This window comes from Aliirhizobium wenxiniae, assembly GCF_019511445.1.
Taxonomy (GTDB): domain Bacteria; phylum Pseudomonadota; class Alphaproteobacteria; order Rhizobiales; family Rhizobiaceae; genus Neorhizobium; species Neorhizobium wenxiniae_A.
Genome location: NZ_JAEUAN010000002.1, coordinates 54,552 through 75,379, shown reverse-complemented (window position 1 = coordinate 75,379; position 20,828 = coordinate 54,552). Strand labels below are relative to the sequence as shown.

Genomic DNA, 20,828 nt, shown 5'->3' with positions numbered 1-20,828 from the left:
GCCGCATCGACCCCGTGTCGAAACAATCTTCCGATGCGTCGCAATATGACCATTGCGGCGCATATTGATTTGCGATGGGTATGACATTACCCAATTCAAGCTGGCCGTGAGGCCCTTGAGGTGGAGCAAGGAAGAGAGGCCAGATGCGCAAATATTCGGTTTTCGCCATAGCCCGCGAGGCAATGCGCGCTCACAAGGGATGGGAGGCGCAATGGACGTCACCGGAGCCGCGGTCGAGCTACGATGTGATCATCGTCGGCGCCGGCGGTCATGGCTTGGGAGCCGCCTATTATCTCGCGAAAGAGCATGGCATCACCAATATCGCGGTGATCGAAAAGGGCTGGCTCGGCGGCGGTAATACCGGCCGCAACACGACGATCATCCGCTCCAACTATCTCTATGAAGAGAGCATGGATATCTATGAGCATTCCCTTAAATTGTGGGAAGGCTTGAGCCAGGATCTCAATTACAACGTCATGTATTCGCCGCGCGGCGTGATGATGCTGTCGCACAACATCCACGACCAGCAGTCGTTCAAGCGGCATATCAATGCCAATCGTCTCTACGGTATAGATAATGAATGGCTGACGCCGGAACAGGCCAAGGCCTTCGTTCCCGTTCTCGATATTTCAAAAACGGCTCGTTACCCGATCAACGGTGCAGCGCTGCAGCGTCGCGGCGGCACGGCCCGGCATGACGCGGTTGCCTGGGGCTTTGCCCGTGCAGCCGCCGATCGCGGTGTTCACATCATCCAGAATTGCGAAGTCACGGGTATTCGGCGTGGTCCGGGCGGCGAGGTTCAGGGTGTTGAAACCTCCAAGGGCTTTATCGGAGCGAAGAAAATCGGCGTTTCGGCCGCCGGCCATTCATCTGTCGTGATGGAAATGGCGGACGTACGCGTACCGCTGGCTTCCAATCCGCTGCAGGCGCTGGTGTCGGAGCCGATGAAGCCGATCTTCCCGTGTGTCGTCATGTCAAACACGGTACATGCTTATATCTCCCAGTCAGACAAGGGCGAACTGGTCATTGGCGCCGGTACCGACCAGTACAATTCCTATTCGCAGACGGGCGGGCTGCAGATCATCACCCACACGCTGGATGCGATCTGCGAACTCTTCCCGATGTTCCGCCGGGTGAAGATGATGCGCCAATGGGGCGGGATTACCGACAACACGCCGGACCGCTCGCCGATCCAGGGCGTCACGCCGGTTCCGGGCCTGTTCGTCAATTGCGGCTGGGGTACGGGCGGGTTCAAGGCGACGCCGGGTTCGGCCAATCTGTTTGCGCATCTGATCGCCAGGGGCGAGCCGCACAAGCTGGCGGCCGGCCTGACGCTCGATCGGTTCCGCACCGGCCGCCTGATCGACGAAGCGGCTGCGGCCGCCGTGGCGCATTGATAAATAGGGGATAGACAAGATGCTTTTGATCCACTGCCCCTATTGCGAGGAAGATCGCTCGGAACTGGAGTTTCGCTGGGCCGGCGAGGCGCATGTCGTGCGGCCGGAAAACATCGCGGCGATTTCCGACGAGGAATTCGCGGAGTTCTTCTTCCTGCGAAACAACGAAAAAGGTCTCACCTATGAACGGTGGCGGCATATCCATGGCTGCGGCCGGTTCTTCAATGCGGCGCGCGATACGGTGAGTGACAGGTTCCTGGTGACATACAAGGCTGGCCTGCCGAAGCAGCCGGTGCCGGTGGCTGAAAAGTTTGCCGCAATCGCCGAAGAGAAGTCCGTGGAAACCTGGGAACAGACGGAAGGAGACGCACGATGAGCGCTTCCTCCAATTCCGGCGCGTTTCGCATCAAGGGTGCGGGGCGCCTGACGCCTGCCCGCACGGCCCGCTTTACCTTCGACGGCAAGAGCTATACGGCGCTCGAGGGCGATACGGTTGCGTCCGCGCTTCTGGCACATGGCGTGCATCTTCTCGGCCGCTCGTTCAAATATCACCGCCCGCGCGGCATCCTGACGGCAGGTCCGGAAGAGCCGAATGCGCTTCTCGACGTTTCTCGTGATGCTGCCCGTCGTCAGCCGAATGTGCGTGCCACGGTGCAGGAAGTGTTCGACGGTGCGAAGATCTCTTCGCAGAACCGCTGGCCGTCGCTGAAATACGATATCGGCGCGGTCAATGATGTGCTTTCGCCGTTCTTTGCTGCCGGTTTCTACTACAAGACCTTCATGTGGCCGAAAGAGGCCTGGCACAAGATCTACGAGCCGATCATCCGTCGCTCGGCGGGCTTGGGTGTTTCGCCGACGGAAGACGACCCGGATCATTATGCCAGCCGTTATGTGCATTGCGATGTGCTGATCGCCGGTGCCGGCGTGGCGGGCTTGACTGCAGCACTTTCAGCGGCTGCAACGGGCAAAAAGATCATCCTCGTCGATGAACAGCCGGAAGTCGGCGGTGCGCTGCATTACGATGCTTCGACCATGATCGACGGCCAGAACGGTTATGACTGGGCGCAGGCGACGGTTGCCAAGCTCAAGGCGATGCCGAATGTGACGGTGCTGACCCGCACCACCGTGTTCGGTTATTACAATCACGGTTTCCTCGGCCTCGTCGAGCGGGTGACCGATCATGTTGCCAAGCCATCCAAGGATGAGCCGCGTGAGCGTCTTTGGCAGGTGCGGACAAAGAAGGTCATTCTCGCGACCGGTTCCATCGAGCGGCATATGGTGTTCGCCAACAACGACCGGCCAGGCATCATGCTGGCGTCGGCGGCGCGCAATTTCCTCAATCATCACGGCGTCGCGGTCGGCCATAATGTCGGCGTCTACACCGCTCACGACTCCGCCTATGAAGCGGCCTTCGACCTGAAGCGTGCCGGCGTCTCGATCGCCGCAATCGTCGATAGCCGCGACAAGCCGGGCGAGGCGGTGCTGGCGGAAGCCCGCAAGCTCGGCATCGATGTTCTGACCGGCCATGCCGTCGTCGATACGTCGGGGCGTCTGCGGATCAATTCGATGACGGTTGCCCGCAACGGCAATTTCGATCGCCGCAAGATCAAGGTCGATGCGCTGATCATCTCTGCCGGCTGGACGCCCTCGGTACATCTCTTCTCGCAGTCGCGCGGTAAGCTGAAATTCGACGAGGTGAACCAGCGTTTCGTGCCGGATGTCTATGCGCAGAACGCGATCTCGGTCGGCACCTGCAACGGTACGGATGATCTCGCCGAACTGATCGACGAGGCGATCACGTCCGGTGGCGGCAGGCTGGCGCTTTCGGGCGAAAACCGGTTCGAATGGACAGGTGGCATGATAGGGGCTGCCGAAGGGGCAGGGCCTGATCATGCGGTGAAGGCGTTTGTCGATTTCCAGCACGACGTGACGGCCAAGGACATCCGCCTTGCCGTGCGCGAGGGGATGCATTCGATCGAGCATATCAAGCGCTTCACCACCAATGGCATGGCGTCCGATCAGGGCAAGCTTTCCAACATGCATGGCCTGGCCATCGCGTCCGAAATGCTGGGGAGGCCGATCCCGCAGGTGGGCCTCACCACGTTCCGTGCGCCCTATACGCCGGTCACCTATGGCACGCTGATCAACCATTCGCGCGGCGAGCTGTTCGATCCGGCGCGCAAGACACCGATGCATGCGCTGGAGGAAGCGGAAGGCGCCGAGTTCGAGGATGTCGGCAACTGGAAACGTGCCTGGTATTTCCCCAAGCGTGGGGAAGATATGCACACGGCCGTCAGCCGCGAATGCAAGACGGTGCGCGATGTCGCCGGCATTTTCGATGCTTCGACACTCGGCAAGATTGAGGTGGTCGGGCCGGATGCGGCAGCGTTTCTCAATCTGCTCTATACCAATGCCTGGGACACGTTGAAGCCGGGGAAATGCCGTTACGGCATCATGACCCGCGAGGACGGTTTCATCTATGACGATGGCGTCGTAGGACGACTGGCGGAAGATCGTTTCCATGTGACCACGACGACCGGCGGTGCGCCGCGTGTGCTCAATCACATGGAAGACTATCTGCAGACGGAATTCCCGCATCTGAAGGTGTGGCTGACCTCGACCACCGAACAATGGGCGGTGATCGCGGTGCAGGGGCCGAAAGCGCGCGAGATCATCGAACCTTTCGTAGAAGGGCAGGATCTCTCCAACGAGGCTTTTCCGCATATGAGCATTGCCGAGTGCTCGGTCATGGGCGTGCCGGCGCGGCTGTTCCGTGTCTCGTTCACCGGAGAAGTGGGCTTCGAAATCAACGTGCCCGCCGATTACGGCGCGGCCGTGTGGAAGGCGATCTGGGAACGGGCGCAAAGCATGGGCGCCTGCCTCTATGGCACCGAGACCATGCATATTTTGCGTGCCGAGAAGGGCTATCTCATCGTCGGACAGGATACGGATGGAACGGTGACGCCGGATGATGCCGGTTATGGCTGGGCGGTCTCCAAAAAGAAGACGGACTTTGTCGGCATCCGCGGATTGAAACGTCTGGACCTCGTGCGCGAAGGCCGCAAGCAACTGGTCGGGCTTCTGACCAAGGATCCGAAGGAGGTGCTGGAAGAAGGCGGCCAGATCGTTGCCGATCCAAACCAACCGAAACCGATGACCATGCTCGGTCATGTTACCTCGTCCTACTGGTCGGAAAATCTCGGCCGCTCGATTGCGATCGCGCTGGTTGCCGGCGGACGGTCGAGAATGGGCGAGACGCTTTATGTGCCGATGGCCGACAAGACGATTGCCGTCGAAGTGACCGACATGGTGTTCTTCGACAAGGAAGGAGGCCGGATCAATGGCTGAGCTTGGTTCCACTATAGCAACGCGTAGCCTTCCGCTTTCTGGTGCGCATGGCGGTTCAGCCGCCGTGCGGCTGGAGCCGGCGGCACCTGCTTCGCGGATTTCCCTGCGTGTGCGCGCAGAAGACGTGTCGGCCCTGTCGGCAGCACTGGGCGTTGATCTGCCGGTGAAGCCGAAAACCTCCGCCTTTGCCAACGGGCGCACGGCGCTTTGGCTGGGGCCGGATGAGTGGCTGGTGATCGACGAGGGCGAGAGTGGGCTGATGACGGCCGCTGCCAATTCCGGTGCGCTGCATTCCGCAACCGATGTTTCCCATCGCAACACGGCCATTCTCGTCTCGGGGAAGGGTGCCGCCGATGCGATCAATGCCGGCTGTGCCCAGGATCTGTCTCTCGATGTTTTCCCGGTCGGCGCATGCTCGCGCACGCTGTTCGGCAAGGTGGAAATCGTACTGCTCCGGACCGCCGAGGACGCGTTCCGGGTAGAGGTTTGGCGGTCGTTCTCCGACTATGCCTTCGGTCTTCTGAGCGAGGGCGCGCGGGACGCGGCGCTCTGATCATTTGGCCTTCGACCATAGCCTAACTTGATCTTGGCTTATCGATATCGCACCCTCCCGGATCAAAACGGGAGGGTTTTTCTATGCCGGAAGTACAATGGATCGTGCTTGGGCTGGCGGCAGCGATTGCCGGTGGTGTCATCGCTGCCAAGCTGGCGGGTGTCGAACTCTGGAAGGGTTTGCTTGTCGGTGGGGCGGCTGCGATTGCAGCGTTTCTGGCGTCCTTTGCACCGGGTATCGATCGTGATCTTTCCATGCCGATAGCGGCGCTGATCGCGTCCGGCATTGCCGGCACGACAGTCGGGCTCAGTGCTGCACGAACTGCGCCGATCCTCATTGGTGCGGCTGTTCCGCCGCTTCTCGGCCTGTTGATGCTGGATCTCAGCTGACAGGCGTATTGCTATTGCAGCTGCCGCCATCCGGCGGCTAGTCTCTTCCGGCAAAACTCTGGGAGGAGTTCGTGAAGATACGTGCGGCCGTTTTGCGGCAATCGCCAGTCGTACCGCCTTTTGCTATAAGCAGGCCGCTTTCGATCGAAGAACTGGATCTCGATCCGCCGGGGCGTGAAGAGGTGCTTGTGCGCATCTCTGCGGCGGGACTTTGTCATTCCGATCTTTCCGTTATCAACGGCGACCGCCCGCGGCCGATGCCGATGGCGCTTGGTCATGAGGCTTCCGGTGTCGTGGAGGCCGTTGGTCCTGGCGTTCATGACCTTGTGCCGGGCGATCATGTGGTGATGAGTTTCGTGCCAAGCTGCGGCCATTGTCTTGCCTGTGCCGAAGGCCGACCGGCGCTTTGTGTGCCGGGCGCAGAGGCGAACGGCAAGGGCGTGTTGCTGTCGGGAGAGCGACGGCTGGTCTGTGACGAGGTTCCGGTTAATCACCATCTCGGCGTGTCCGGCTTTGCCACGCATGCGGTGGTTTCCCGATACTCGGCGGTAAAGATCGATCGCGATCTTCCGCTCGCCGAAGCGGCATTGTTCGGTTGTGCGGTGCTGACGGGAGTAGGGGCTGTCGTTAACACCTGCAAAGTGCAGCCGGGGCAGAACGTCGCGATTGTCGGCCTCGGCGGCGTCGGCCTTGCAGCGGTTCTCGGTACGCTTGCGAGCGGCGCCGAACGGGTGATCGCCGTCGATCTGGCTGCGGCAAAACTCGACGTCGCCCTCAAGCTCGGTGCGACGGACGTCTTTCTGGCAAGCGATGTGGATGTGATTGAAAAGATCCGCGAGGCGACAGGTGGTGGCGTCGATCATGCGCTTGAAATGGCCGGCTCGACGCGGGCGTTCGATCTCGCATACCGTATCACCCGACGGGGAGGGATCACGGCGACTGCCGGCCTTGCCAACCCGGTCAGTCAATTCGCCATTCCAGCGGTCAGTCTCGTGGCAGAGGAACGGCGTGTGCTCGGCAGCTATCTCGGCGGATGCGTGCCCGCCCGCGATATCCCGCGGTTCATCGGCCTCTATCGCCGTGGAAAGCTGCCGGTGGACCGGCTGTTGTCATCGACAGGACCGCTGGAGGAAATCAACGAGGCTTTCGACCTGCTGCACGAAGGCAAGGTCATCCGCCACGTCATCACGTTTGGATAAACGCCTTCGATTAGACTCCTTCGGGCCGATCCTTCGGGTCGAACTGGACGATGGTGATCCAGGTGGTGGTCAAGGCCGGTTTCTTTTCGTTTTCGATCTCGACCGAAACCTCGTAGGTGGTCATCAGCATGCCGCCGCCGCGAAACCGGCAGTCGGACAGGGTGAAATGCCCACGCACGCGCGCACCGCATTTGACCGGCGACATGAAGCGGACGCGATCAAACCCGTAATTGATGCCCATAGTCTGCTCACGGATTTTCGGCACGGTGCCGAAATTCATTGCGGAGAGCAGCGACAGGGTGAGGAAACCATGGGCGATCGTGCCGCCGAACGGGCTTTCGGCGGCGGCGCGCTCGGGATCAACATGAATGAACTGATGATCGAGCGTCGCATCGGCGAACTGGTTGATCATCGTCTGGTCGACGGTGATCCATTCGGACACGCCGAGTTCCTGGCCCACAAGTCCCGGCACATCGGCCAGCGAAATCTCACGCATGCAGCACACCGCTCTTGTCGTCGTTTTCTAGCTATTGTCCGCAGATCGCAGCATTACCCTTTCAGGCAGAAGCTGACGGAGCGGGAAGGAAGGAGGTTCGTCCAAGGCTTATTGGTGAGCAGATCCTGCCAGCCGGTGCCGGGCAGAATAAACTCAGTATCTTCATGGCCCCGGTTGAAGAGGATTGCAAGACGGGTCGAGCGCCCCGATGAAAGGTCCACCGTCGCAACGACCATGCCCATCAACCGGTTGTCGGCATTTTCCCAGTCGGAAACCTGCATAGGAGCGCCCGACGGGGTCAACCATTCGATATCGCCATTGCCGGTGAAGAAGCCGGTTTCGGAGAAGACGGAGAAGCGTTTGCGAATGCCGGCAAGCAGCGCCGTGTGCCGCACCAGTTCCGTATCCGGCTCCTGCCAGTCCATCCAGGTGATCTCGTTATCCTGGCAATAGGCATTGTTGTTGCCGCGCTGCGACCGGCCCGCCTCGTCGCCCATGGTGAGCATGATGGTGCCGCGGCTGGCAAACAGCGTTGAAAGCAGCGCCCGGACATCGCGACGCCGGCGCTCCTGCACCTCAGGATCGGTGGTCCAGCCTTCCGCGCCGTTGTTCCAGGAGTAGTTTTCGTTGTGGCCGTCGCGGTTGTCCTCGCCATTGGCATCATTGTGCTTGTGTTCATGCGAGACGAGGTCGAACAGGGTGAAGCCATCATGGGCGGCGAGGAAATTGACGCTGCGCGTCTGGCCGGATCTTTCGAAGATGTCCGACGATCCGGCAAGCCGCGTGGCGAGTGCTCCGGTCATCCATTGATCGCCGCGCCAGTAGCGGCGCATGTCGTCGCGGGCGCGGTCGTTCCATTCGAGGAAAGGGGCCGGGAAATTGCCGAGTTGATAACCTCCGGGGCCGATATCCCAGGGTTCGGCGATGAATACCCGGTCCTTCAGCAAGTCATCGGACAAGATGGATGTGAGAGTTTCGCCATTCGGGTCGAAACCTTCTGCAGTGCGACCGACGACAGGGGCGAGGTCGAAGCGAAAACCATCGATACCGGCATGACGAACGAAATGACGCAGCGTATCGACGATCAGTTGTCGGACGACCGGATGATCGGCAGCGACCGTGTTGCCGGTGCCGGTGTCGTTGACCAGCGTGCCCGGCTCATGCGGCAGATGGCGGTAATAGGCGAGATTGTCGATGCCGCGCATGGAAAGCGTCGCGCCATAGCGGTCGCTTTCGCCGGTGTGATTGAAGACGAGGTCGAGGATTACCCCGATGCCTGCCTCGTGCAATGCCGCAACGGTTTCGCGCAGTTCCGCCATGCCGCCGGGGCAAAGGCGCGGATCGAGCGCCATGAAGGCGACCGGATTGTAGCCCCAGCCATTGGTGAGACCGAGCGGTGGAAGATGGCGCTCGTCGATCCATGCGGTGACCGGCATCAGCTCGATGGCATCGACGCCGATCTGTTGCAGGTGGGCGATGATGGCGGGATGGGCAAGCGCGGCGACCGTGCCGCGGATCTCTTCCGGGACATCGGGGTGAAGGATGGTGAAGGGTTTGACCGCGATCTCGTAGACGAATCCGCCGGGGGGCAGGAGCGGTGCCGATATATCAGCCTCGATGTCTTCGGTGACGACCGCTCTCGGCACGAGGTTGGCGGTATCGGTTTGATAGGTGGCGAGGTCGTGATCGGCCAAAAATGGACGGTCGAGTTCCTTCGCGTAAGGGTCGACCAGAAGTTTTGACGGATCGAACCACAGTCCTTTGTCGGGATCATAAGGGCCGTAAGCGCGGTAGCCGTAACGCTGACCGGCGGTGAGCCCTTCGATCGAGATGCGATGAATGTTGTCGGCGCCGCGAAGCATGGCGTGGCTAGCGGTTTGGTCGCCTCTCTCGGCGTCGAACAGGCAGAGTTCGATCTTTTCTGCGGAAGAGGACCAGATGGCGAAATCGACCCCATTCGGGGTGAGGGTTGCGCCCAACGGTTGGCTCTGTGCCATGCGATTATCCCCTCTGGCCTGCCGGCCATCTCCCCCACAAGGGGGGAGAAAACCAGCCGCGATCTTCTGCCGCCAATTGAGCCGTGGCGTTGCGGCTTGTTAAGCCCCTCCCCCTTGTGGGGAGGGGACTTTGCCATCTGTGTTGGGTCGCCATTTCGCGGAGATGCTTTCGGCAGGGCAGAGGGAGGTAAATTCATCTGCGATCTCCGGGCTTCGACGATTGACGCTTACGTAATCACCGTCGGTGCATCACGCCCGGAGCGCTTCTTCAGCTCAGAGATCTCGTCGGCCACGGCGATCAGATCTGCAAGCGCCACCTGCGTGTCGATATCGTGCTTGGCCGGGTCCGGCTCGTAGCGTTCGACATAGACGCGGATAGTGGCGCCCGAGGTGCCGGTGCCCGACAGGCGGAAGACGACGCGGCTGCCGCCTTCGAAGAGGACGCGGACGCCCTGGTTCTTCGAAACGGAGCCGTCGATCGGATCGTGGTAGGCAAAATCATCGGCGGCGGCGACCTTGAGGGAACCGAAGTTCTGGCCCGGCAGGTTGCCGAGTTTTTCGCGCAGCGCGGTCATCATGCCGTTTGCGGCATCCGAATCCACTTCTTCGTAGTCGTGACGGGAATAGTAGTTGCGGCCATATTCGGCCCAGTGGCTCTTGACGATTTCCGCGACGCTTTCGTTGCGGCCGGCCATGATGTTCAGCCAGAAGAGAACCGCCCAGAGGCCGTCCTTCTCGCGCACATGGTCCGAACCGGTGCCAAAACTTTCTTCGCCGCAGACGGTGACCTTGCCGGCGTCGAGCAGGTTGCCGAAGAATTTCCAGCCGGTCGGCGTTTCGTACATGCCGATGCCGAGCTTTTCGGCGACGCGGTCAGCGGCGGCACTGGTCGGCATCGAGCGGGCGATGCCGGCAATGCCCTTGGCATAACCCGGCGCGAGCTTAGCATTGGCCGCGATGATCGCGAGGCTGTCGGATGGGGTGACGAACATGCCTTTGCCGACGACCATGTTGCGGTCGCCGTCACCATCGGAGGCCGCGCCGAAATGGGGGCCGTCCTTGCTCATGACGTCGTCATAGAGTTCCTTGGCGTGAACGAGGTTCGGGTCCGGGTGATGACCACCGAAATCCGGCAGTGGCGTGGCGTTGCGGACCGAACCTTCGGGTGCGCCGAGGCGGTTTTCGAGGATTTCCGTGGCATAGGGGCCGGTGACAGCACCCATCGAATCGATCACGACGCGCACGCCGCTTGCGATAAGCGCGCGGATGGCGCCGAAATCGAAGAGCTGTTCCATCAGTTCGGCATAGTCGGCAACCGGGTCGATGACTTCAACGGCCATGCCGGCAACCTTGAACGTGCCGATCTTGTCGAGGTCGAGATCAGCCGTATCGGCGATCTTGTAGGTGTCGATGACCTTGGAACGGGCGTAGATGGCGTCGGTTATCTTTTCCGGTGCCGGGCCGCCATTGCCGATATTGTACTTGATGCCGAAATCTTCGGTCGGCCCGCCGGGGTTATGGCTGGCGGAAAGAACGATGCCGCCGAAGGCGTGATACTTGCGGATGATGTTGGAGGCGGCGGGCGTCGACAGAATGCCCCCCTGGCCGACCATGACCTTGCCGAAGCCTGCCGCTGCGGCCATCTTGATCGCCTTCTGGATGACTTCGCGGTTGTAGTAGCGGCCGTCGCCGCCGATCACCAGCGTCTTGCCGTCAAAACCTTCGAGGCTGTCGAAGATCGACTGGATGAAATTTTCCGCATAGTTCGGCTGAGCGAAGACCGGGACCTTCTTGCGCAGGCCGGATGTTCCCGGCTTCTGATCCTGGTAGGGAGTGGTGGTAACGGTCTTGATCATGCTCAAAGGCCTTTTCGTACAAGAATTTCGGAAAACAGATCAGCGTACAGGGCGGCGCTGCTGCTCCATGAAACATCGGATTTCATGCCCTGCTTCTGCATACCAGTCCAGACATTCTGGTCCTTATAAAGGCGGATGGCACGACGAAGAGCGCGGGAGAGATTTTCAGCGGTAACGGGGCCGAAGGAAATACCGGTCGCAGCACCCGACGCAAGGCCTGCATGGCTGGCATCGATGACGGTATCGTTCAATCCGCCGACGCGCGATACGATCGGCACGCAGCCATAGCGCAGGCCATAAAGCTGGGTGAGGCCGCAGGGTTCGAAACGCGAGGGAATGACGATCGCGTCGCAGCCTGCCTGCATCATATGGGAGAGCGGCTCGTCATAGGCGGCAATGACGCCGACCTTGCCGGGATGGCGGGTCGCGGCGGCATGGAACGTGTCTTCCAGCAGCTTGTCGCCAGAGCCGAGCACGGCGAGGCGGGCGCCCTGGATGACGAGATCGTCGATCGAAGCGGCGAGAAGGTCCATGCCTTTCTGTTCGGTCAGACGTGAGACGACACAGAAGAGCGGGCCGTCGCCCGGTTCGAGGGCAAAGCGATCGGATACCAGTCGCTTGTTTGTCTCGCGTGTGTTCAGGGCTGCGGCGGAATAGGGGGCGGCCAGCATCCGATCGGTTTGCGGGTCCCAGACGTCGGTATCGATGCCATTGACGATGCCGGCAAGATCAGAGGCGCGATATTGCAGCAGGCCTTCCAGCCCCATGCCGTATTCCGGCGTCAGGATTTCTTCCGCATAGGAGGGGCTCACCGTCGAAATCGCCCAGCTTGCCTGCAATCCTGCCTTCAGGAAGCCGACATTGCCGAAATATTCGACGCCATCGATGGAAAAGGCGTGCGGCGGCAGTTCCAGCCCGGGAAAGATGTCTGCGCCGAAAATGCCCTGGAAGGCGATATTGTGGATGGTGAGCAGGCTCGGCACTTCCGGCTCGTTCGCATAACGCATGAAGGCCGGCACCATGGCTGCCTGCCAGTCATGCACATGCACGAGGTCCGGTTTCCAGCCGCCTGGGTCGCCGGTCAATCCCTGTTGCGCGATGATTGCCCCGACTTTCGACAGGGCTGCAAAGCGTTTCCAGTTGTCCGGGTAATCCTTGCCGGTCACATCGAGATAGGGGCCGCCCTCGCGATCGAAAAGTTCGGGACAATCGAGGATCAGAAGATCAAGTCCCTGATATTCGATCTCGAGGATACGTGCCTCGGTGCCGAGCAGGTCAGGAAAGGTCCGCCTGAGGATCGCGTTTCCGGCAATGCGCATGACGGCGGGGTAGCCGGGCATCAGCGTTTTCACCGCAACGCCCTGTTTGCCGAGCGCCAGCGGTAGCGCGCCGGCCACATCGGCCAGCCCGCCCGTCTTGACCAGAGGATAGACTTCGGAAGCGACCGAAAGAACCTGCATCACAAATCCAACTTGTCGATCATTTTCTGCGTGATGAGGCAAATGCCACTTTCGGTGCGACGGAAGCGCTTGGCGTCGAGTTCGGGATCCTCGCCGACAATCAGACCTTCCGGAATGGTTACACCATGGTCGATGACAACATCACGAAGCTGGGCGCGGCGGCCGATACGGACATTCGGCAGCACGACCGCGCCGTCGAGTTTCGAATAGGAGTTTGCACGCACGCCGGTGAAAAGCAGGCTCTTGTTGAGCGACGAGCCGGAGATGATGCAGTCACCGGAGATGACTGACGAGGTAGCGGAGCCTCGGCGGTTTTCATCGTCATGGACGAATTTCGCCGGTGCGGTGATTTCCGCATAGGTCCAGATCGGCCAGGACTTGTCGTAGAGATCGAGGCCGGGGACGATTTCTGTCAGGTCGACATTGGCCTGCCAATAGGCGTCGATCGTGCCGGCATCGCGCCAGTAAGGTTCGCGCTCATAATCGGAGCGGACGCAGCTGTCGGCAAAACGGTGAGCGACGGCCTTACCGTGCTCGACGATATAGGGGATGATGTCCTTGCCGAAATCGCGGCTGGAACCGGCGGTCTCTGCATCGCGCTTGAGGGCGTCGATCAGGAATTTCGTGTGGAAGACGTAGATGCCCATCGAGGCGAGGGCAAAATTCTTATTGCCGGGAATGCCCGGAGGATCGGCCGGCTTTTCGACGAAATCGATGATCTGGTCCTTCTCATCGACATGCATGACGCCGAAGCCGGTCGCTTCCATGCGCGGTACTTCCAGGCAGCCGACGGTGACGTCTGCGCCGGAATTGACGTGCTGCTGCAGCATCAACTCGTAGTCCATCTTGTAGACGTGGTCGCCGGCGAGGATGACCATGTATTCGGGTGCATAACCCTCGATGATATCGATGTTCTGGTAAACGGCGTCGGCCGTGCCTTCATACCACTGCGTTTCGGAGACGCGCTGGGAGGCGGGCAGGATGTCGAAGCTCTCGTTGCGCTCGGGGCGGAAGAAGTTCCAGCCGCGCTGCATATGGCGGATCAGCGAGTGGGCCTTGTACTGGGTGGCGACACCGATACGGCGGATACCGGAATTCAGCGCGTTGGAAAGCGCGAAATCGATGATGCGGGCCTTGCCGCCGAAATAGACGGCGGGCTTGGCGCGCCGGTCGGTCAGTTCCTTCAGGCGGCTGCCGCGACCACCGGCCAGAACATAGGCCATGGCGTCGCGTGACAGAGGCTGGATGCGTTGCTTGTCGTTCATGGTTCTCCCTCCCTTATGCCTTGTCTGCAAATTCCAGCATGATCGTCGCCAAAGGCGGCAATGTCACGTCTGCCCAGATGCTTCCTCCCGCATCCACGGCCTGAACCTTGCCGCCATTGCCCTTGCCGCTGCCGCCATAGATTTCGGCGTCGGTATTGAGCACTTCCCGCCATTTCCCGGCATGGGGCAAAGGAAGCCTGTAGTTCTGGCGATAGACCGGGGTGAAATTGGTGATGACAGCCACCGGCTTTTCGCCAGGCGCCATGCGCAGCCAGGCAAAGACGGAATTGTCGGCGTCATCGACGATCAGCCAGCGAAACCCTTCACCCTCGCAATCGCGCGCGTGCAGGGCGGGTTTGGAGCGGTAACAGAAATTGAGATCGCGAACGAGGCGGCGCATGCCTTCATGCGGGTGATAGCTGAGCAGGTTCCAGTCGAGGGACTTGCTCTCGCTCCATTCGCTCCACTGGGCAAATTCCTGGCCCATGAACAGCAGCTTCTTGCCCGGATAACCCCACATGAAGCCGTAATAGGCGCGCAGGTTGGCAAATTTCTGCCAGTCGTCACCGGCCATCTTGGCGATCAGCGAACCCTTGCCGTGAACCACTTCGTCATGGCTCAAGGGCAGGACGAAGTTTTCGGCGAAAGCGTAGACGAGGCCGAAGGTGATGGCGTTGTGGTGGTGCTTGCGGTGGATCGGCTCGCGGGCGAGATAGCTCAGCGTGTCATGCATGAAACCCATGTTCCACTTGAAGCCGAAGCCAAGCCCGCCTTCATGGACGGGGGCCGAAACCTTGGGCCATGAGGTCGATTCCTCGGCGATCGTCATGACGCCTGGATGCGCGCCGTAGGAGAGCGAGTTCATCTTCTGCAGGAAGCGGACCGATTCCAGATTTTCCCGGCCACCATATTCATTCGGGATCCATTCGCCCTCGCGGCGGGAATAATCCAGATAAAGCATCGAGGCGACGGCATCGACGCGCAGGCCATCGAGATGGTATTTTTCGGCCCAATAGAGCGCGTTGTTGATCAGATAGGACAGGACCTCGACGCGGCCGAAATTGTAGATCGCGGTGTTCCAGTCGGGGTGATAGCCCTGACGCGGATCGGCGTGTTCATAAAGCGCGGTTCCGTCGAAATCGCGCAGACCGTGAGCGTCGGTCGGGAAGTGTGCCGGTACCCAGTCGAGGATGACGCCGATGCCGACCTTGTGGCAGCCGTTGACGAAACGGGCAAAACCTTCCGGCTCGCCGAACCGGGCGGAGGGGGCGTAAAGGCCGGTCGTCTGGTAACCCCATGAGGGATCATAAGGGTGTTCGGTGATCGGCAGGAACTCGATATGGGTGAAGCCCATGTCGACACAGTAAGGGATCAGGCGCGAGGCGAGTTCGTCCCAGGAGAGGAATGTGCCGTCCTCGCGGCGCTGCCATGAACCGGCATGGACTTCATAGATGGTGATCGGCTGGCGGCGATGGTCGGCCTTTTCCCAGAATTCACGGTGTGCGTCGTCTTCCCATTCCTGGGCCAGTTCCGCTGCCGTTACCGAGGCGGTTTTCGGTCGCATTTCGGCGCGCCGTGCAAACGGATCGGCCTTCAGCGGCTGCAGTTTGCCATCCTTGCCGATGATCTCGAATTTGTAGGCTGATCCTGCACGGACATCGGGTGCGAAAATCTCCCAGATGCCGGTATCCTGGCGCAGCCGCATCACATGGCGGCGGCCGTCCCAGTTGTTGAATTCGCCGACGACGGAGACGCGCCGTGCATTCGGCGCCCAGACGGCGAAGTGAAAGCCGTCAACGCCTTCGTGGCGGATCGGATGGGCGCCCATCTTGTCGAAAAGGCGCAGATGCGAGCCTTCGCGCAAAAGGTAATCGTCCATGGGCCCGAGAACCGGCCCGAAAGAATAGGGGTCGGTCACCGCCCATTCAACATCGCCGCGCTGGGCGCGATAGCGGATCGGCTGTAGCTGGGCAGCCTCGACAAGGCCTTCAAAATATCCTGCCTCGTGGCGGCAGGTCAGTTCGCCAAGCTCTGCGCCGCTCAGCGAAAGCACCGTGACCTCTTCGGCACCGGGGATAAAGCAGCGGGCACGGTATTTTTCGCCGAGCTTGTGAAGCCCAAGCACGGCGAAAGGGTTCGTATGCCTGCCTGCCAAAATCGCCTCGATCTCGGACAACGGGATTTCTCCAGGAGCTCTCCCGTCATCGAGCGCACTCGGCGATTTTGTCATCAGGCTCTCCAGATTTCCGACGCGTACTGGCGGATTGTGCGGTCCGAAGAGAACCAGCCCATCCGGGCGGTATTGCGAATTGTCTTTGAATACCAGGATTTAGGGTCTGTCCAGATTTGGTCAACAGTGCGCTGTGCCGCAGCATAGGCATCGAAGTCGGCGGCGACCATGAACCAGTCGTGGTTATAGATGCCGTCGATCAGTTCCTGGAAACGCGATCGGTCGTCAGGCGAGAAAACGCCGGAGGCAATCGCGTTCAGCGCCTGGGCCAGTTCGGGCGACTGCTCGATCAGTGCACGTGGATTATGCCCGTCCGAGCGCACTTTCGCCACTTCATCCGCCGTCAGGCCGAAGATGACGATATTGTCGTCGCCGACATGTTCACGCATCTCGACATTGGCGCCGTCAAGAGTGCCGATCGTGAGCGCGCCGTTCAGGCCGAACTTCATGTTGCCCGTGCCGGATGCTTCCATGCCGGCGGTGGAGATCTGTTCCGACAGGTCGGCGGCGGGCACGATGGTTTCCGCCAGCGAGACGTTGTAGTTCGGAACGAAGACGACTTTCAGCAGGCCGCGCACCGACGGATCGTTGTTGATGACGCGGGCGACGTCATTGGCCAGTTTGATGATCAGCTTGGCGTTGTGATAGCTCGGCGCCGCCTTGCCGGCGAAGAGTTTTACACGCGGCACCCAATCCAGTTCCGGGTGCGAGCGGATCTGGTCGTAAAGCGCGACCGCTTCGACAATGTTGAGAAGCTGGCGCTTGTATTCGTGGATACGCTTGATCTGGATGTCGAACAGCGCCGACGGATCGAGCCTGATGCCCATGCGGCTGCCGACGAGATTGGTCAGCGTCACCTTGTTCGCCCGCTTCACCGCCGCGAATTTTTCCTGGAAGCTTGCGTCGTCGGCGAACTTGTCCAGCTCCACCAGCGCTTCGGTATCATCGAGGAACTTGTCGCCGATCGCCTCGCGGATCAGCGAGGTGAGGCCGGGATTGCACTGCATCAGCCAGCGGCGAGGGGTGATGCCGTTGGTCTTGTTGTTGATGCGGGTCGGATAAAGCGTGTGAAGGTCGGCAAAGACCGTTACCTTCATCAGATCGGTATGCAGCGCCGAGACGCCATTGATCGAATGGGAGCCGACAAAGGCGAGGTTGCCCATGCGCACCCTTCGCTCGCCGCCTTCATCGATCAGCGAGATCGCGCGGACCTGCGTGTCGGAGAAGCGCTTTTCCTTGCGGGCTTCCAGCAGGATTTTTGCGTTGATCGCATAAACGATCTGCATGTGGCGCGGCAGAAGGCGTTCGAAAAGCGGAACCGGCCAGGTTTCCAGCGCTTCGGGAAGAAGCGTGTGGTTGGTGTATGAGAAGGTCTGGCGGACGATTTCCCAGGAGAGGTCGAAATCCATGCCGTGAATATCGACGAGCAGACGCATCAACTCGCCGATCGAGACGGCCGGATGGGTGTCGTTCAGCTGGATCGAGACCTTCTCGTGAAGGTTGGTGAAATCCGGATATTGCTGCAGGTGACGACGCAAAATGTCCTGAAGCGATGCGGACGAGAAGAAGAACTCCTGGCGCAGGCGCAATTCCTGACCGGCCGGGTTGGCATCGGCCGGATAAAGGACGCGGGTCAGGGCTTCGGCCTTGTTGCTTTCGCGCAGCGCGCCGATATGGTCGCCGGCGTTGAAGGCATCGAGCAGGATCGGATCGATCGGCTGGGCCGACCAGAGGCGCAGCGTGTTGACGCGCTTGCCGCGCCAACCGACGATCGGCGTGTCGTAGGCCATGGCGATGACGCGTTCGGCCGGCTTCCAGACATAACGTGGCGTATCTTCGTAACCGCCGACCGTATCCACTGATCCGCCGAAGCCGATTTCATAGGAGCTTTCGCGGCGCTCGAATTCCCATGGGTTGCCATGAGCAAGCCAGGTTTCCGGCAGTTCAACCTGCCAGCCGTCTGCCATCTGCTGGCGGAACAGGCCGTGGATGTAGCGAATGCCGTAGCCGTAGGCCGGGATGTCGACCGTCGCCATGCTCTCCATGAAGCAGGCGGCGAGACGACCCAGGCCGCCATTGCCGAGCGCTGCATCCGGTTCAAGACCTGCGATTACCGAGACGTCGACGCCAAGTGACGACAGCGCATCACGGATTTCGGCCATCAGTCCGAGGTTGCTCACCGCATCGCGCATCAGGCGGCCGATGAGGAATTCCAGAGATAGATAATAGACGCGCTTCTGGCCTGTCCGGTAGGCCTGTCGCGTACTCTCCATCCATCGATCGATGATCCTGTCCCGGACGACCAGAATCGTGGCCGTCAGCCAGTCATGGGGCTTGGCCACCTTGGCATCCTTGCCGATGCGGTAGGTCAGGCGCTCGATGATCTCTTCCGCCATGATCTCGGGGCGGGAGGAGCGTGGGGCCGGATAGGGAATTTCGATGGGGGGAGTTTTGCTGTTCATATAGTCGCCAATTGTTCTCGGTTGAGCGGGGTGGAGGAATGTCCGATTCAGTCGATATGGCAGAATGTTACCGGCACAGTTATGCACCGATGTGAAAGCCTTGCAACGGGCGAGTTGAATATGGTTGCCGGAGGGTAAGCGGGAGCTTTGTTTTAGGCATGCTAAAAGCCCCGCGATGGGCGAGGCTTTGCTTTTGGTTTTTGGATGTGGCCTGTTACTTTGTCAGACGGACAAACTCGCCGTCCGGCGCGCATGTTGTGGCGACGGTATAAAAGAAGTCCTGTCGCGAAAAGCCGCCGCCGTCTTCCCATGCATGGTTCGAAGTCTTGCCGCAGATGAGGATATCATCAAGCGGGCTGGTCACGCCCTTGGGCAATTGCTTACCTTCAACGAAAAGGTAGTGGCTTGTATCCGGGTTGTCTGTGCGCAGGGTCAGATCGTATTTGGCGTATTGTGCAAGATCCGTCTTGTAGCAATAGACGTTCGATCCAGAGAGATACAGCCGTTCTCCGGTTGGGCAGCTGTCGTTCTTGATGTCCATCTGCAGGACCAGCTTGGTATATTTGCCGAGATTCAAGACGCCACTCGGGCTGACAGTCATCGTGCCCTGGCCGCCATCGTCACGGGTGACTGGCTGGTAGGTTACCGTACCTATCGTTTCTTCCTTAGTGCTGTTCGGCCTGACGACGCGGATTGTCACCTTCTTCCAGTACCAGCCCTGCGCCTGTGTCGGCGTGAAATTGATGGTCTTCGGCTTGAGAGGAGCAATCGCTTGCGAAGTCACGCCCACATCAATGTTCGAAATGCCTGCGAGTTGCATCACGCTGTTGGCTGATTTTCCCTCGATGCTGACATTGACGTTTTGACCGGTCATCGTAACGCTATAGGTCGCCCCAGTGGGAAGTTTGGCCTTATATCCTTTGAGGAACGCTTCAGCTTTGGCGATAGCCGCGGCACTGTTGGTGCCATCATATACCGCGCCACCAGCAAGTGCAGCGGCGTCAGCAATACCCTGCATATTCGTTCGCTGGGTATAGGCCGTGCTCACGTCGAGGACGCTGCCTCCCGCGAGAAGAAGCGGAACCATGATGAGTGCCGTCATGATTCCGAAATTACCGCCGCGATCGTCTGCAAAACGCTTTAAAATGGCCATGATGCTCGCCGTCCCTGACTACGGCCGCACTTTCGACCGTTCTAATGGTCTAATGCAGCAAGAGCTCTGCATGACGGCTTAATGAAAAGCATCGCATTTTAGCGATCGGTCGAAATCAGCGCCAAAACGGGGCTACTTGACCGGAATTACGTCAACTGCCTGATCGGCCTTTTGATTTCCGTAACCTTTGAGCACGCCGATGACGGGGGCGACGTCGGAATAGTCGCGGCCGTAGCCGACGACGATGTGGTCGCTGCCGGCGGGCATGTCGTTGGTCGGGTCGAATTCGATGTAACCCAAAGCATCGCCGCACCAGATGCGCACCCAGGCATGCATGGCATCCGCCCCCTCAAGCCGCTCCTTGCCCGGCGGCGGGATGGTGCGCAAAAAGCCGGAGACATAGCCTGCCGGGATGCCGAGGCTCCTGAGCGCCACGATCATCACATGGGAGAAATCCTGGCAGACCCCGCGTTTCAGCTTGAAGGCTTCCTTCGGCGTGGTGTCGACAGTCGTTGCCTCGGGATCGTATTTGAAATCATTGTGGATGCGGGTGCAGAGCGCGGCAGCGATCTCACGCACGGTCTGGCCCGGCTTCACGGTTTCGCGCGCATAGGCCGCGATCGACGGCTCGTCGGGCAGTCTCGGGCTGGCGGCAGTCAGATGATGGGGCGAGGACGGGTCGATAGACCAGATGTCGGTCAGCTCCTTGCGCAGCACATCGAGCGGGGGCGACAGATCCGCCGTCATCGTCGGGGCGTCGACCATGACGCGGGCCTGCATGCGGATATCCAGCCGGTCATGCGGGGCTCGGACGAGAATGGATGTCGCCTGCTGGCCGAAAAAGTCGATGAAGGTGACCTTTTCATCAGTTGCCGGCGAGACGGTGACGGAACCTGCGATCAGGCGCTGGCGGTCTGGGAGCGATAGCGGCAGGAGCCGGATGACATGGCGCGCGCCGGAAGCCGGCACATCGTAGGCATAACCCATGTGGAGAGAGAGGTCGTAGAGCATTCGTCGTTCCTC

Annotated in this window: 15 protein-coding genes; 6 read left to right on the top strand and 9 right to left on the bottom strand. The window is 60.3% G+C overall.

Going from position 1 to position 20,828, the window contains the following annotated elements; all coding sequences use genetic code 11:
* Positions 1 to 143: 143 nt before the first annotated feature.
* The 6 genes from JNB91_RS02585 (at position 144) to JNB91_RS02560 (ending at position 6,886) form a co-directional block, all read left to right on the top strand.
* Positions 144 to 1,397: a sarcosine oxidase subunit beta family protein gene (locus JNB91_RS02585; protein WP_220323959.1), complete on the top strand. Its 1,254-nt coding sequence runs from the start codon at positions 144 to 146 to the stop codon at positions 1,395 to 1,397.
* A 19-nt stretch (positions 1,398 to 1,416) separates the two neighbouring features.
* Positions 1,417 to 1,773 carry a sarcosine oxidase subunit delta gene (locus JNB91_RS02580; protein WP_220323958.1) on the top strand — a complete coding sequence of 119 codons (357 nt, stop codon included), beginning with the start codon at positions 1,417 to 1,419 and terminating at the stop codon, positions 1,771 to 1,773.
* On the top strand, positions 1,770 to 4,745 hold the full coding sequence (locus JNB91_RS02575; RefSeq protein ID WP_220323957.1) for a sarcosine oxidase subunit alpha: 2,976 nt from the start codon (positions 1,770 to 1,772) through the stop codon (positions 4,743 to 4,745). Before JNB91_RS02580 ends, JNB91_RS02575 begins: the two co-directional genes overlap by 4 nt.
* Positions 4,738 to 5,298, top strand: a complete 561-nt coding sequence (locus tag JNB91_RS02570; protein ID WP_220323956.1) for a sarcosine oxidase subunit gamma — start codon at positions 4,738 to 4,740, stop codon at positions 5,296 to 5,298. The genes JNB91_RS02575 and JNB91_RS02570 overlap by 8 nt, the downstream gene beginning before the upstream one ends.
* An 83-nt stretch (positions 5,299 to 5,381) precedes the next feature.
* Positions 5,382 to 5,687, top strand: coding sequence for a hypothetical protein (locus JNB91_RS02565; protein ID WP_220323955.1), 306 nt, complete (start codon positions 5,382 to 5,384; stop codon positions 5,685 to 5,687).
* 71 nt (positions 5,688 to 5,758) lie between these two features.
* Positions 5,759 to 6,886 (top strand): zinc-dependent alcohol dehydrogenase family protein, encoded by a 1,128-nt coding sequence (locus JNB91_RS02560; protein WP_220323954.1) that lies wholly within the window; start codon positions 5,759 to 5,761, stop codon positions 6,884 to 6,886.
* A 10-nt stretch (positions 6,887 to 6,896) separates the two neighbouring features.
* Here JNB91_RS02560 and JNB91_RS02555 read toward each other — a convergent pair whose 3' ends face one another.
* The 9 genes from JNB91_RS02555 to JNB91_RS02515 form a co-directional block, all read right to left on the bottom strand.
* Entirely contained in the window at positions 6,897 to 7,382 is a 486-nt protein-coding gene (locus JNB91_RS02555) for a MaoC family dehydratase (RefSeq protein ID WP_220323953.1), read from the bottom strand.
* A gap of 53 nt (positions 7,383 to 7,435) precedes the next feature.
* Positions 7,436 to 9,379 (bottom strand): glycogen debranching protein GlgX, encoded by a 1,944-nt coding sequence (glgX, locus tag JNB91_RS02550; RefSeq protein WP_220323952.1) that lies wholly within the window; start codon positions 9,377 to 9,379, stop codon positions 7,436 to 7,438.
* 227 nt (positions 9,380 to 9,606) lie between these two features.
* Positions 9,607 to 11,235 carry an alpha-D-glucose phosphate-specific phosphoglucomutase gene (locus tag JNB91_RS02545; protein WP_220323951.1) on the bottom strand — a complete coding sequence of 543 codons (1,629 nt, stop codon included), beginning with the start codon at positions 11,233 to 11,235 and terminating at the stop codon, positions 9,607 to 9,609.
* Between the two features lie 2 nt (positions 11,236 to 11,237).
* Positions 11,238 to 12,695 (bottom strand): glycogen synthase GlgA, encoded by a 1,458-nt coding sequence (glgA, locus tag JNB91_RS02540; protein WP_220323950.1) that lies wholly within the window; start codon positions 12,693 to 12,695, stop codon positions 11,238 to 11,240.
* Positions 12,695 to 13,960, bottom strand: a complete 1,266-nt coding sequence (glgC, locus tag JNB91_RS02535) for a glucose-1-phosphate adenylyltransferase (protein WP_220323949.1) — start codon at positions 13,958 to 13,960, stop codon at positions 12,695 to 12,697. Before glgC ends, glgA begins: the two co-directional genes overlap by 1 nt.
* A gap of 13 nt (positions 13,961 to 13,973) precedes the next feature.
* Positions 13,974 to 16,190, bottom strand: coding sequence for a 1,4-alpha-glucan branching protein GlgB (glgB, locus tag JNB91_RS02530; protein ID WP_220323948.1), 2,217 nt, complete (start codon positions 16,188 to 16,190; stop codon positions 13,974 to 13,976).
* On the bottom strand, positions 16,190 to 18,652 hold the full coding sequence (locus JNB91_RS02525) for a glycogen/starch/alpha-glucan phosphorylase (protein ID WP_220323947.1): 2,463 nt from the start codon (positions 18,650 to 18,652) through the stop codon (positions 16,190 to 16,192). The genes glgB and JNB91_RS02525 overlap by 1 nt, the downstream gene beginning before the upstream one ends.
* 214 nt (positions 18,653 to 18,866) lie before the next feature.
* Positions 18,867 to 19,805: a TadE/TadG family type IV pilus assembly protein gene (locus tag JNB91_RS02520; protein ID WP_220323946.1), complete on the bottom strand. Its 939-nt coding sequence runs from the start codon at positions 19,803 to 19,805 to the stop codon at positions 18,867 to 18,869.
* Between the two features lie 132 nt (positions 19,806 to 19,937).
* Positions 19,938 to 20,816, bottom strand: a complete 879-nt coding sequence (locus tag JNB91_RS02515; protein ID WP_220323945.1) for a transglutaminase family protein — start codon at positions 20,814 to 20,816, stop codon at positions 19,938 to 19,940.
* Positions 20,817 to 20,828 lie beyond the last annotated feature (12 nt).